Raw genomic sequence first — 13,239 nt, forward strand, 5'->3', positions numbered from 1 at the left:
ACTTACTAATATACAACAATATATGGCTTTATCTTCAGATATCAATATAAAAAATAAAAAAGCTTCTTTTGAATACCACTTACTGGACAAGTACATTGCAGGAATTCGATTATTGGGTACAGAAATAAAATCCATACGCGAAGGAAAGGCAAATATTAACGATAGTTTCTGTAGTTTTTTTGAGGACGGATTATACATCCGTAACATGCACATTGCCGAATACTCCATGGGATCTTTCTATAACCATGAGGCAAAACGCGACCGTCAACTGCTATTGACAAAAAGAGAGTTAAAAAAACTGAAAGAGAAAGGGGAAGAACGTGGTTTTACCATTGTACCCTTACGCATCTTTATCAGTTCCCGGGGTTTTGCCAAAGTTGAAATTGCCTTGGCACAGGGTAAAAAGGATTTTGACAAACGAGAAAACATCAAAGAAAGAGATGTTAAACGTGAGCTTGATCGCGTGATGAAATTCTAGCTTAACGCGCCAGGACAAATGCGCCTGGCGTCATTCCTACCCTGCTTTTAAATAGCCGGACAAAGTAGTTGACATCATTGAATCCAGCACCATAGCAAGACTCCTTTACATTACGGGTGAGTAAAAGCATTTTTTTGGCTTTCTCTATTCGCTGTTGGATCACATACTCCATCGGGCTAAGTCCAAGTTCACGGTTAAACATCCGCGTAAGGCTCGCTTTGCTCATGTGGGCAGTCCGCTCCAATAAACCAATTGAAATTTTCTCGGTAATATGTTTCTGAATAAATTCCTGCACATGTAACAGTACCTTGTTGGGCGACTTCCCAATTTTTAATGCAATCAACGACTGTGACTGAAGTAGCCGAATCGTAAGCTCTTTAAAAGTCAAATCTGCAAGTACATCTTTCAACGGATTTTCGCTAATAATAATTTGAAACAACTTATTTACCAGGTCGGCGAGCTCAGTCGAATTGTACAGATGAAAAAAATCCGGATCAAGCCGCCACTGATTAAATTGTTCTTTCGGATAAAACTCATTAAGATAGTCCAAGACTGCTGCTATCTTCTCTTTATGAATCGTTAAAGCAGTACATTGTGTGGGCTGGTCGAGCGTCGCTTCCGGAAAGTCAATATGCATAGCCACCGATGCAGGCAACACCATCATCTGACCGGGCAGATAGTCAAAAGCCTTTACATTCTCCAAATGCATGATCTTTTTACCTTGGATCATGTTAATCATAACCAAATCATCAAAACATAAAGGTACATGCTGCGACACCCGATAGGTTTCGTAGATATTAAGCTCCAAACTATCCAACGTAAATGCACGTCGGTTCTCTACCAATGTGCTAAGCTCCCGTGCCCGAGAAAATGGCAATGTATGAATCAGCGTTCTGTCTCCCATAGTGCAATAAATAAATACAATTGGCAGTCAATCAAATATAACAAAAAAATAAATTGTAGTCGAAATTCATCTGCCACAATTGTGCTATGTTTTGGATCAATTCTGCTACGCTATTGAATAATTGCTGGCTAACTTTGATAAGAAGGGAATAAAAATAATTAATAATAAACCATATGAGCGCAATTAAAAGACCATCGTTCAAAGAACGATATGACAACTACATTGGTGGTAAATTTGTTGCACCAATTCAAGGAAAATATTTCGATAATATCTCGCCGGTAGACGGAAAAGTGTTTACTCAAGTTGCCCATTCAACAAAAGAAGATCTGGATCTCGCTGTCAACACTGCAGCCAAAGCTTTTGAAACCTGGGGAAAAACATCCGCTACAGAACGAAGTATTATCCTCAATAAAATTGCTGACCGCATTGAAGCTAATTTAGAATATATCGCAGCCGTTGAAACGATAGACAACGGAAAAGCGGTACGTGAAACACTCAATGCGGATATCCCATTAGCCATCGACCATTTCCGGTATTTTGCTGGTGTAATCCGTGCTGAAGAGGGGGCCATAAGCGAACTGGACAGCAATACGGTGTCGCTGATTGTACACGAACCAATCGGGGTTGTTGCACAGATTATTCCATGGAATTTCCCGATTCTAATGGCTGTATGGAAACTAGCTCCGGCCCTTGCTGCAGGGAACACTGTCGTGTTAAAACCTGCTGAAAGTACACCAGCATCTATTCTTGTTCTTATGGAAATCATCGGTGATTTGATTCCTGCCGGAGTGGTCAATATCGTCAACGGTTTCGGCGCAGAGCTTGGTCGTTCCTTGGTCACCAATCCAAAGGTTTCCAAAGCAGCATTCACAGGTTCCACAGCAACAGGACGTTTGGTCATGCAATATGCGACTGAAAATATCATCCCGGTAACCCTGGAATTGGGGGGAAAATCGCCCAATATTTTCTTCAGTTCGGTAATGGATGCAGATGATGCATTTTTGGACAAAGCAATTGAAGGGGCGGTATTATTCGCGCTCAACCAGGGCGAAATTTGCACCTGCCCCTCTCGCCTACTGATCCAGGAGGATATTTATGAAAAATTCATTGCTAAAGTGATCGATCGGGTTAATCAGATCAAAGTTGGGGATCCATTAGACCCAACAACAATGATGGGTGCTCAGGCATCGAAGATTCAAAAAGATAAGATCATGTCCTATATCAAACTTGGCAAAGAAGAAGGAGCCGAAGTATTGACTGGCGGAGATGAAAACAAAGTTGGTGCTGGTTTTGAAGAAGGCTACTACATCAAACCCACCCTATTCAAAGGAGATAATAGCATGCGCATTTTCCAGGAAGAAATCTTCGGCCCCGTGCTTGCAGTGACCACGTTCAAAGACGAACAAGAAGCAATTGCCATCGCTAACGATACCATGTATGGCCTCGGAGCAGGTGTATGGACCCGAGATGCACATCAGCTTTATCAGGTTCCACGTGCTATACAAGCTGGACGCGTATGGGTAAATCATTACCACTCCTACCCAGCCGGTGCTCCATTTGGCGGATACAAACAATCAGGAATTGGACGGGAAAACCATAAAATGATGCTTGCCCATTACAGACAGGCCAAGAATATGTTGATCTCCTACAGTAAAGAAAAACTTGGTTTCTTTTAACTAAAAAAACTGGGTATACTTTTCGAACAGCTTAGTACCCGAGTTTAGGGGGAGCAAATGCTGCCCCTTCCGCTTAATTTCATATGAACCAACGCTAAAATATAGAAACGGATTTCACCATGATTAATAGATTAGACATCACTGAAAAAGCAAAGGAGCTCATTCATGAACTTGAAGCGAAGCATGGTAAATTAATGTTTTATCAGGCCGGAGGCTGCTGCGAGGGTACGCAACCACAGTGTTTTGAGGAAGGAGGGTATTTTCCAAGGACGAATGACGCCATGATCGGATTAGCTGAGGGATATGAATTCTGGGTGGATCGTGATCTCTTTGAATATTGGAAACATGCACATTTCACCCTCGATGTACTGGATGGGTTTGGTCCCGGAGGATTCTCATTGGAAACTCCACTGGGTAAAACTTTCAAAGTTCATTATCGCCTATTTACAGTCGAAGAGCTTAATGATCTCAGCCCAATCAAGCGAAACGAATGACTAAAAAGCATAAAACACCATAGAACACAACACTGTAGAGATGACCTATAGAATTTTTGGATCACTCTCTCAAAGAAAAAAGGGGCGCAGATGCGTCCCTTTTTCGATGTTATAATTTTAAAAAATTCTCCCTTGAGTTTCCACATTCGGAAGCTAAAATTTTATTCAATATCCAAGCCTTCAAGGACTGGAATTGGCTGTTTGTTTTCATCTAGGGCAACAAATGTAAAAACACCCTCAATGGCCAGTTCTCTTCCCTCCTTGTACATATGTTCCAAAAATATCTCGACCTTCACCTTCAAGCTGGTCCGGCCTACATTCTGAACCCTTGCGATAGCTTCAATAATACTTCCGGAAGGAATTGCCTTATTGAAGTCTATACGATCTGTCGACACAGTCACCAACGTTTTGCGGCAAAATCGTGTTGCAGCCATAAACGATACTTCGTCCATAATGGACATCGCCTTGCCGCCGAATAAAGTATCGTGATGATTCGTCAAAAACGGAAACACGGTCGTGCAGACGTGTGTTTCTGATAAATCAATACGTTCTTGTAAAGTCATTTATTTTTTTATTAAGTGGATTTAAGAGGAGACAAATGTAAACCAATCTAGCTCCAGTTCCGTCATTTTTATTCCATATTTTCGTCGATATCCACTCCTATACCTTTCAATAAAAGCGAAGCATTGAATATTTTACATTCTCCTATCTTCAGCTTATAATCAAACAGCATCTGACCCTCGTCAACACGAATGTCAAAATGGTAATTTTTGATATCTCCCGGAAATTCCTCTTGTAAACTGGACAGCTGTAAGTCATGTGTAGCCACCATGCCTTTACCATCCAATCGAACCAGTTTCTTTATGATTGCACGGGAGCCAAGATATTTGTCGACAGAATTTGTCCCACGAAGCATCTCATCGATTAGGAAAAAACTCTCGCTATGTGCTGAAACTGTATCCAATATAAATTTCATCCGATTCAATTCAGCTTTAAAGGTCGACGTACTTTCATTCAGATTATCCTTGATTCGCATATAGGATATCAGTTTATAAATCGGGAGCTGAAAAGAAGCTGCAGCAACCGCAGCTCCGGCATAAGCCAAAATTGCATTAATACCAACTGTCCGCAGAAACGTACTCTTTCCTGCCATATTTGAACCTGTCACCAAAGCAACTCGATGATCTATACTACTGTAATCATTGGCTACGACCTGATTGCTTGGAATCAATGGATGATATACCCCTTGCGCGTCAATCTTATTTTCCAGTGGGTTATCCAAAATTACTGGATAAATGTACGACGAATGGTTTCTCTTCCAAATGGCAAGACTAGTTACAGCCTCAACCTTAGCTAAGGTATCGAATGAATTTAGAATCTCGTGTTCGTACTTATTCTTCCAGTCAACAATAGCCAATACCTGTCTAAAATCCCAAAGCAGAAACAGGTTTAGAAATATCCCAACAAAGACGTTATTCCGGGCATCCAAATTGTTAATAAGACCAGCAAGTTTTTTAAAGGCTAGGGAAATAGATCCAGTACCCTGGTTTTGTTTAAGCTCTCCAGCAATTCCCTGCATTGCAATAGACTTCCATGCGTGGTCTTCAATAGATTGAATCGCGTCTGCGTAAGATCCCAGTACACCACCGATCTTGTCTATCCGCGAGGAAAACATACTCACACTCCCCGCTTTTGCCAATGCCCAGAGAACATGAAATAAGCCCAATAATGTTGCAATTCCAGCCAATTTCGGCAAGAAAAAGCTGCCCACTAAAGCAACTAAAAATAAAATGGGGCCTGCTTTGACATAGAATCTCATGGAAGCATTTCCGAACTGAAAATTCCGGTCTTGAAAGTAATTTATCAAAAATGCTTTGATATCCAATTTATGGTTCAGATTGGCCAAAAGCTTTGCCTGAAAATCCCATATCCATTCCGATTCACTTTCCAGTTCCTGGGAAGCCTCTTGATTGCGTTGAATTTGATGGCTTTGGAGAGGTGCATCAAGCCAAGAAGCCAAAAGATCAATCCCCTGTTTGGTCGTTGCCCGATTTATCTGTGCAAATAAGGAGTATGTTCCAAAGACATCCATATCAGAGCTATAAGGATGAGCTCCGTTTTCAAAATGCTGGCCATGATCATACATATTTAATTTTCCGTCTGCCAAGGCCTGTTCATTTGCCAAAACTTTCAGATAGGCTTCAAAATAGTTCTTCTGAAGCTCTAGCTGGCTCTGCTTCCGCACGAGATAGGCGAATAGGAACAATAATGCAAAAAAACAGCAAAACACCAGCGGAAGGCTTTCCAGTTGAAAGGTATAAAATAATAACGCTCCGCCACCGAGTATCACAAATAGCCGTGACAAGCTGAGCGTATTGACTTGTTTATTTAATTTGAGGACAGCTGAAGCGATTTCGCGATGCTTCTGGTCATATAATATTGCAGTTGGGGTCATAAGGTGAATATTTATTCTTTCACGTTCATTTCAATTTAATCATGGATGTTTTAGCGTCGCTTAAAGACCTTGGGGGAAGTCGTTTAAGCTGGTTGAATGGATATCCTACCAGGCCTGATCTCCCACCAAAGGAACAAAGCGAAAAGTATCCAATTCGATACGGTCAAAATCATTTTCACCTACCCGAATGATCGTCATCATCTTTTGTGATTTTTCGTCTCCTACAGGGATCACAAAAATTCCGCCCATCTTCAGCTGCTTTAACATAACCTCTGGTACGAATGGCGCACCTGCAGTTACAATGATCTTGTCATAAGGAGCGTGCTCTTCAATTCCCTTGGAGCCATCACCCAAAAAGAAATTCGGTTTATAGCCCATGTAAGGCAATACTTGAATTGTTCGATGATACAGGTTTTCCTGACGTTCGATGGTATACACCTCTGCCCCAAGTTCCAATAAGATACAGGTTTGGTATCCGGATCCGGTGCCAATTTCCAGTACTTTATCTCCTTTTTTGACGTGAAGCAGTTCAGATTGATAGGCGACGGTATACGGCTGTGAAATTGTTTGCCCGTCACCTATTGGAAAAGCAATATCCCGATAGGCCTGATTCCAGAATGTTTCATCAAAAAAATAGTGACGTGGTACCTTGCCAATGGCATCTAATACTTTCTGGTCCGCAATCCCCCGGCTTTTAAGATGTTCAACCAATTTCTTACGAGCACCTTTCTCTCGATAATTATCAATAAACTTGTACGCCATGATGTTTCAAATTTACCTTTTAAAAGGCATATTAAGCAGAATTAATCACAAATAATTCAATACCAATACAGTACACATTTTCAAGTCAATTTGCTTTATTTTCCAAATCATCTGCCCTTATACCCAATCTGAGCTAACTTCTTAAATTTGATCGCAAAAAAAGCTATAAACACATGTGATTTAACTTTACCAAGAACGCAAATCCTTAAAAGCTAATACCAGTAATAGCTGTCACTAATATGGATCTACATCGACCTGAACGCGTACACCAGCATTGGTTTTATCTATTTCAAAATCCAGGAGAACCGAACGGATCAATTCCTTGACCTTTGCAATACTAATATTTGTGCGTTCAATCTTCAAGGTAATCGTCTGGATAAAATTATTCCGCACGCGTGAAACTAAAGGCGGCTCCGGACCCAATACCCTTGCGCCCAATTGTTGACGCAGCGCCGAGGCAAAACGATTGGCCGAATCATAGCATTTCTGAAAATCCGTATGTTTAATATCAATCCGAATAAGACGGTAGAAAGGAGGATAAAGATAGTTTTTTCGTTCTGTAATTTCTGTCATAAACATCCCTTCATAATCGTTATTGACCACCTGTTCTAACACCCGATGATTCGTGGTGTAGCTTTGGATAATCACTTTTCCTCCGGCTTCACGCCGACCTGCGCGTCCTGCTACCTGGGAAAACAACGAAAAAGATCGTTCATACGAACGGAAATCCGGAAAGTTAATGATCGTATCTGCATTGACAACACCGATGAGGCTTACTCTTCCGAAATCGAGCCCCTTAGCGACCATTTGCGTTCCAATAAGAACATCAAATTCATGCTCATCAAAAGCCGTGATAATTTTGTCGAAACCGTATTTACCTTTTGTGGAATCTAGATCCAACCGACCGATGCGAATTTCGGGCATCAGGATTTCAAGCTCTTCCTCTACCCGTTCTGTACCGAACCCTTTACTTTCGATATGCGGCATTCCACAGGCCGGACAAACACGAAGTGGAGGCTCCACATGACCACAATAATGGCAATGCATCATATTCGAGCTCTTGTGATAGGTTAAGCTGACATCACAATTGACACATTTTGCAACGAATCCACAGGTATTACACTGGATCATTGTCGTGTGCCCACGTCTATTTTGAAATAATATAACCTGCTCTTTATTTTTTACGGCTTCTTCAATTGCCTTTAACAAGGTGCCAGAAAAATAGGAAAACATATTTTCTTTTCTTCCTTCTTCGGGAATATTCACCAACTCAATACTTGGCAATTGTGCGTTGCCATAACGCTCAAGCAGTTGCACAAAACCATACTTCTTAGCCTTGGCATTGTAATAACTTTCCAAAGAAGGCGTCGCTGATCCCAGTAGCACTTTGGTCTGATGTAGAAACCCGAGGTAAATAGCCGTATCGCGGGCATGATAACGTGGGGCTGGATCAAACTGCTTATAGGAGCTTTCGTGCTCTTCATCAACGATGATAATCCCTAAATCCTGAAATGGCAGAAAAACTGAAGAACGGGCCCCAATCACGACCTGAAATTCATTTTTCATTACTTTATGCCATACCTCGGCACGTTCATTATCATTAAACTTGGAGTGGTACACCCCCAATTTATCGCCAAAGTGCAGCTTTAAGCGCGCCGTAATCTGTGCTGTCAGCGCAATCTCAGGCAGTAGATATAGGGCTGATTTTCCCGCTGCGATTGCTTGTTCGATAAGCCGTATATAAAGCTGTGTTTTTCCTGAAGCTGTGACACCATGCAACAGGGTAACTTCCTTCTCTTCAAACGACTCTTGTATTTCATTATAGGCCCTTTGCTGGTTTTCATTAAATTGAAAATTGGCATCCAGTTCGATATCTTCCCCCTGGAACCGGGATACAACCTTTTCCTTTATTTCAAAAACACCTTTGTCAATCAAAGCCGTAATAGCACCGTTACCACAGCCCGAGGCCTCAGCCAACATGGGCCGCGTGATCTCCTCGGTTTTTTTGACCAGCTGCATAAATGCCAATACCGCATCTTGTTGTTTTGGCGCACGGTTTAAGCTATCCAACAATTCTCTTTTTGCATCTTCATTTCTAAAGTCGGGAGCAAAACGTAAAAATGCTTTGGTCTTGGGTTTATATCTTTCTGTAATCTCTTCAGAAATCAGAACAATTCCTTTGTCAAATAATTGCTTCATTATGGGGAAGACTGTTTTTTGTCCCAGCAATTTCACAATATCATTGACTTTAAGTTCTCCCGCCACCTCCAAAGCCTCGATGATAAGATACTCTTTATCTGAAAGTGTAGAACGGTCAAAATCTGCCGCAATCGATGAAACGACTTTGGTCTCACTGGCCAGCTTCAATGCCGAAGGTAGCGCAGCCTGCATGACCTCGCCTAAACTACACATGTAATAATCGGCTAGCCAATCCCAAAGTTTAAATTGAGCCAAATTGACAATGGGTTTGTCATCTATGATGTCCAAAATATACTTTGCTTCATAGTGCTTTGGTGCTTCCTGACTAATTGACTTCACAACCGCAGAATAGATCTTATTCTTTCCAAATTGCACAATGACACGTACACCGACCTGCACACGATCATTCCAGTCAAGCGGAATACGATAAGTATATGTTCTTGCCAATGCTAGTGGTAGGACCACATCAACAAACAGCGTATCTCTTTCACTAAAAATCGTAGATTGTGGATTGGACATAAATTCAAATTATGGTATAAAAGTACAAAAAAACCTTCAGGAAAAGAGGTCAAACGACCCCGGCGATACATAAAACCGACAACAACCATGCGGCCTCAAAGCGATATCGGAGTGGAATAAAACAAGAAAGCATAGGCCAGTCAATTGTAACCTAAAAAAGCCTTCCTGAAATCTATTCAAGAAGGCTCCGTTATAATGAGATACGAATATGATTTCGTATGAACATAGGCAATTAAATACGATTACGATTTATTTTTTAGTGCAGCAATAAATAATGCAACCCAGCCAACGATTAACGACAATCCTCCCAAAGGGGTGATAGGTCCTAAAATAGACGGATTTCCAAAGCCGGTTATTTCGCGCACGCTTAAGACATATAACGATCCCGAGAAAAAAAGTATACCAATGAGGAAAGCTATAAATGATACTTTAATGGAGTACGTCTTTGCTCGCGAAAAAGTGGATAAAAATAACAGGGCGAAGGTATGATAGAAATGATACTGATTTGCAGTTTTCCAAGTTTCAATATGATATGTACTTACCTTTCCTTCTAGACCATGAGCACCAAAGGCGCCTAATATTACAGCTAATGCTCCCAACAACGAAGCGGCTAAAATGATTTTCTTATTCATTATGTTAAAGTGAATGCTGAAAATGAGTTTCTAGCGATAAATGTATTAAAAACAGAGCAAAATAAGGAATTTTTTGTTAAAATTATATTACAAAGGCGCATTATTGGAACGATTTTCTATCTCTTCCCATATATTTTTATTAGGTTTGTTTTACGTATGGATCATCATGAGCATCGTGCTGCTCACAGAAATATTGGAACAGCTCAAAGGATTTGCATATCCTTGATAAACATCTGCCGCATGATGGCTTCATCACCATTAAAAAAACAAGTTTAGTGTACTTATCTGCTGACAAGAAAATAAGTACCTCATAAATAGTTGTTCTGCTAAAACTCGATTTTTAATCGTATCGACCAGCGTGGTAGTGGCGATTTATTCGAGTTCCTATCAGACATTGAAAAAAATAAAAAGGATGAAAAAAACAATCATCATCACTGTTATATTATTCATCGCGGTCATCGCGGCCACGATCTATCTTTTTGGAGACTTCAATAAAAACAATAAACAAGATTCTAAAGCTTTACAATATCTTCCTGAAAGTACATTAGCAATTGCCTCCTTTGCCAATGATCAGACTGTAGATACGATCTTCAATGACTATGAGCTCTTTAAAGCCATTATAGGTCAACGCAATTTTGGCAACCTGGAGCGTCTTAAAGACGAATTATTACGTAGTGAACAGTTAGCGCCTCTTGTAGCGGGGCAGCAAATATTACTCTCTTTTCACCAGGAAAAAGACCAAATTACTCCGTTATACAGCGTTCAGGTTGGTCAAAGCATTGATAATAACTCGCTGGCAACATTGCTTGAAAACGTCGGTAAAAACTATAAAATACAACCTTTTGACACCTTAGGGCAACGATTTTATGGGCTTAATCAAGGCAGCAAGGATAGTACACTTTATTGCGCTTATTCCCACGAAATCATTTTCGCCAGCTACTCCAAACAGGTACTTTCCCAGATCTTTGATAAACAGGTTAAGAAAATAAGTACCAAACAAATCGAGTTCTTCGTAAACCATAACAATAAAAACACGCCACTTAGTCTCTATTTTTTCAATGAACAATTGTCGCAAATTGCTCGAATATTGATGAAATCCAAATTTGGCACTTATCTCAACTTAATCGATTCGCTGAAGGGCCAAACGTCCTGGAATATGAATTTCAAAAAGGATGCTTTTATTTTTAAGGGTGAAACAGATCTCACGGCGAGCAAAAATAGCTACCTACAGTTATTTGCAACGCAGACGGCTCAAGTGCAAGCTCTGGGGAATTATCTGCCTAAAAATGCTGCATCTTATATAGACTTTAGTATTTCAGATCCCCATAGTTTTCGCAGTGGACTGAAAGCCTTGTTGGTACAGCAAAAAGAAGACGGCCGATTGGCTAAAAGTATAAAGAACTTTGAAGAAGACAGCAAAGTATCATTTGACAGTATCATCGCGCCAATTTTCAACGATGAATTTGCGCTCGCGGAATTGGATAATCAGGATGCAATAGGTTTGATCAGCATTTCGGATTCAACGCAGTTTGCTGATAATCTCAAGAAATTCAGCTCATCTGTAGGTGATTCAATCTATCAATTTAAATATTCGAATCTCTTACATGCGCTATTTGGTGAACCTTTCAAAAGCTTTACCCGACCCTATTTTACCATTGTAGATAACATTATGGTGGTAGCTACACGGACGGGCATCTTGAGAGATTATCGGGAATCTTTCCGGGAAAAGCAATTTCTTTCCGGAACGGCTATTTTCAAAAATCATGCAGCATTGCAGAATAGCCGCAGCAACGTGACTTTCTATTTAGAACCTAAAGCTGGTAAAAGCAATATTCTAGATAACTTAAAAGCTGACTTTGCAAAGAACTTTAAAGATGAGGATGCATATGGCTTTCAAAATTTCTACTCCTGGTCTTACCAGTTGAGTGGCAATCAGGGCACATTTTCGTCTAGTTTATATGCCCTCTTTAAGAGTGATACGAGATTAGGCGGCAAACCAGAATGGACAGTCCAGCTGGATAACCGAATTATCAATAAACCTTGGATTTTCGATCAAGATGGGAAGAACAAGTTTATCCTGATTCAAGAACAAGATCATACGGTACATGCATTTTCGCCAGATGGAAAAGAACTCTGGCAAAACCTCTTCCAAGGTGAAATTTTGGGCGAGCCAATTCAGTTACAGGATCTCAGTATTGTCGCCGTTACAAAAAACCGCTTATATCGCTTTATGCCCGATGGTAAAAACAGAACTGGCTTCTCCGTTGAACTTCCATACTCGGCAACTTACGGAGCTGCAATCGCCACCTTCAATAAAGAACAACGTATTTACATTCCGGCAACAGACCGCATTCTTGCGTATACCCTGGATGGCAAAAAAGTGGAGGGCTTTGAAAATAATAGCGTGGATGGCCGAATTTTATTCGATCTAAAAACAACCAGCCTGGGACAGACAAATTATATTATTGCCGGTACAAGCACTGCTTCCGTGTATTTCTTCGATCAAAATGGTAAGATCATCCGTAAAAAAACAATGGATACCGATGGGGAAAGTGTTAAAAATCCAATTGGTTTAGTTGCGGCGTCGGATGAAAAAAACTCCTTCATTTACTTGGCAAACAATAAAGGCAGCGTATTCAAAATTCCTTTCGAAGGCGAAACCAAAAAAATAAAACTAGGTGATTGGGGTAAAGATGCGTTCTTTAATTTTGAAGATATTAGCGGTGGTGCTGACAGAGATTTTGTTATTCTAGCCAACAACAAACTGAATGCCTACAGTTCAAGAGACTCGTCTTCCTACTTTGAATATAAATTCATCGAAGAGGCCAGTAACAGACCGCTGTTTTTTAAACGAATAGGTAAATCTGATATCATAGGTGTTGGAACTGACAACCGCATGATTTATGTTTTCGGATCCGATGGCTTGGTCCAGGAGGGATTCCCTGTAGAAGGTTTTTCAAAGTTCTATTATGGACCGATTAACTACGGCGACAATGCCAATTATTTGATCTGCATGAAGCGGGATTTCAAGATCTACGTATATAAGTTTTAAATACCTGAAATTCAATTTTTTAAAATCAACACCAAACGCTATAAGATGCTAAAAGATCTTTATAAAAA

Annotated in this window: 10 protein-coding genes; 4 read left to right on the forward strand and 6 right to left on the reverse strand. The window is 40.5% G+C overall.

What is annotated here, in order from left to right; all coding sequences use genetic code 11:
- The first annotated feature begins 22 nt into the window (after window positions 1–22).
- Window positions 23–478 carry an SsrA-binding protein SmpB gene (smpB, locus tag ACLCDV_RS22565; RefSeq protein WP_075994200.1) on the forward strand — a complete coding sequence of 152 codons (456 nt, stop codon included), beginning with the start codon at window positions 23–25 and terminating at the stop codon, window positions 476–478.
- A 1-nt stretch (window position 479) separates the two neighbouring features.
- Here smpB and ACLCDV_RS22570 read toward each other — a convergent pair whose 3' ends face one another.
- Window positions 480–1,382: an AraC family transcriptional regulator gene (locus tag ACLCDV_RS22570; protein ID WP_317669533.1), complete on the reverse strand. Its 903-nt coding sequence runs from the start codon at window positions 1,380–1,382 to the stop codon at window positions 480–482.
- A 173-nt stretch (window positions 1,383–1,555) separates the two neighbouring features.
- Between ACLCDV_RS22570 and ACLCDV_RS22575 the strand changes: the two genes are divergently transcribed.
- Together ACLCDV_RS22575 and ACLCDV_RS22580 are read left to right on the forward strand one after the other, a co-directional pair.
- The gene (locus ACLCDV_RS22575; RefSeq protein ID WP_411972276.1) at window positions 1,556–3,058 is read left to right on the forward strand and encodes an aldehyde dehydrogenase family protein; all 1,503 of its coding nucleotides are present in this window, start codon (window positions 1,556–1,558) and stop codon (window positions 3,056–3,058) included.
- A 119-nt stretch (window positions 3,059–3,177) separates the two neighbouring features.
- Window positions 3,178–3,552 carry a DUF779 domain-containing protein gene (locus ACLCDV_RS22580; protein ID WP_317669531.1) on the forward strand — a complete coding sequence of 125 codons (375 nt, stop codon included), beginning with the start codon at window positions 3,178–3,180 and terminating at the stop codon, window positions 3,550–3,552.
- Between the two features lie 161 nt (window positions 3,553–3,713).
- On the opposite strand, the gene ACLCDV_RS22585 is transcribed toward ACLCDV_RS22580, so the two are convergent.
- The 5 genes from ACLCDV_RS22585 to ACLCDV_RS22605 form a co-directional block, all read right to left on the reverse strand.
- A complete protein-coding gene (locus ACLCDV_RS22585) occupies window positions 3,714–4,115 on the reverse strand; it encodes an acyl-CoA thioesterase (RefSeq protein ID WP_104383990.1) in 402 nt (133 codons plus the stop codon).
- 68 nt (window positions 4,116–4,183) lie between these two features.
- Window positions 4,184–6,007, reverse strand: coding sequence for a MutS-related protein (locus tag ACLCDV_RS22590; protein WP_411972277.1), 1,824 nt, complete (start codon window positions 6,005–6,007; stop codon window positions 4,184–4,186).
- Window positions 6,008–6,112: 105 nt separating this feature from the next.
- Complete coding sequence (locus ACLCDV_RS22595) at window positions 6,113–6,769, reverse strand: protein-L-isoaspartate(D-aspartate) O-methyltransferase (RefSeq protein ID WP_411972278.1); 657 nt, start codon at window positions 6,767–6,769, stop codon at window positions 6,113–6,115.
- A gap of 234 nt (window positions 6,770–7,003) precedes the next feature.
- Window positions 7,004–9,487 (reverse strand): primosomal protein N', encoded by a 2,484-nt coding sequence (gene priA, locus ACLCDV_RS22600; RefSeq protein WP_411972279.1) that lies wholly within the window; start codon window positions 9,485–9,487, stop codon window positions 7,004–7,006.
- 242 nt (window positions 9,488–9,729) lie between these two features.
- Window positions 9,730–10,119, reverse strand: coding sequence for a DUF423 domain-containing protein (locus tag ACLCDV_RS22605; RefSeq protein WP_046672738.1), 390 nt, complete (start codon window positions 10,117–10,119; stop codon window positions 9,730–9,732).
- A 412-nt stretch (window positions 10,120–10,531) separates the two neighbouring features.
- On the opposite strand from ACLCDV_RS22605, the gene ACLCDV_RS22610 reads away from it, so the two are divergent.
- On the forward strand, window positions 10,532–13,171 hold the full coding sequence (locus ACLCDV_RS22610) for a hypothetical protein (protein ID WP_317669525.1): 2,640 nt from the start codon (window positions 10,532–10,534) through the stop codon (window positions 13,169–13,171).
- Window positions 13,172–13,239: the final 68 nt, after the last annotated feature.

Origin of the sequence: Sphingobacterium sp. Lzh-3, from assembly GCF_046764375.1 — a bacterium.
Classification (GTDB): Bacteria; Bacteroidota; Bacteroidia; order Sphingobacteriales; family Sphingobacteriaceae; genus Sphingobacterium.

What these genes read in the sequence shown, in the direction of transcription:
- ACLCDV_RS22580 (WP_317669531.1), top strand. Translation starts at nt 3,178, where the DNA reads ATGATTAATAGATTAGACATCACTGAAAAAGCAAAGGAGCTCATTCAT.
- ACLCDV_RS22595 (WP_411972278.1), bottom strand. Translation starts at nt 6,769, where the DNA reads ATGGCGTACAAGTTTATTGATAATTATCGAGAGAAAGGTGCTCGTAAG.
- ACLCDV_RS22605 (WP_046672738.1), bottom strand. Translation starts at nt 10,119, where the DNA reads ATGAATAAGAAAATCATTTTAGCCGCTTCGTTGTTGGGAGCATTAGCT.
- ACLCDV_RS22585 (WP_104383990.1), bottom strand. Translation starts at nt 4,115, where the DNA reads ATGACTTTACAAGAACGTATTGATTTATCAGAAACACACGTCTGCACG.
- ACLCDV_RS22570 (WP_317669533.1), bottom strand. Translation starts at nt 1,382, where the DNA reads ATGGGAGACAGAACGCTGATTCATACATTGCCATTTTCTCGGGCACGG.
- ACLCDV_RS22590 (WP_411972277.1), bottom strand. Translation starts at nt 6,007, where the DNA reads ATGACCCCAACTGCAATATTATATGACCAGAAGCATCGCGAAATCGCT.
- ACLCDV_RS22575 (WP_411972276.1), top strand. Translation starts at nt 1,556, where the DNA reads ATGAGCGCAATTAAAAGACCATCGTTCAAAGAACGATATGACAACTAC.
- smpB (WP_075994200.1), top strand. Translation starts at nt 23, where the DNA reads ATGGCTTTATCTTCAGATATCAATATAAAAAATAAAAAAGCTTCTTTT.
- priA (WP_411972279.1), bottom strand. Translation starts at nt 9,487, where the DNA reads ATGTCCAATCCACAATCTACGATTTTTAGTGAAAGAGATACGCTGTTT.
- ACLCDV_RS22610 (WP_317669525.1), top strand. Translation starts at nt 10,532, where the DNA reads ATGAAAAAAACAATCATCATCACTGTTATATTATTCATCGCGGTCATC.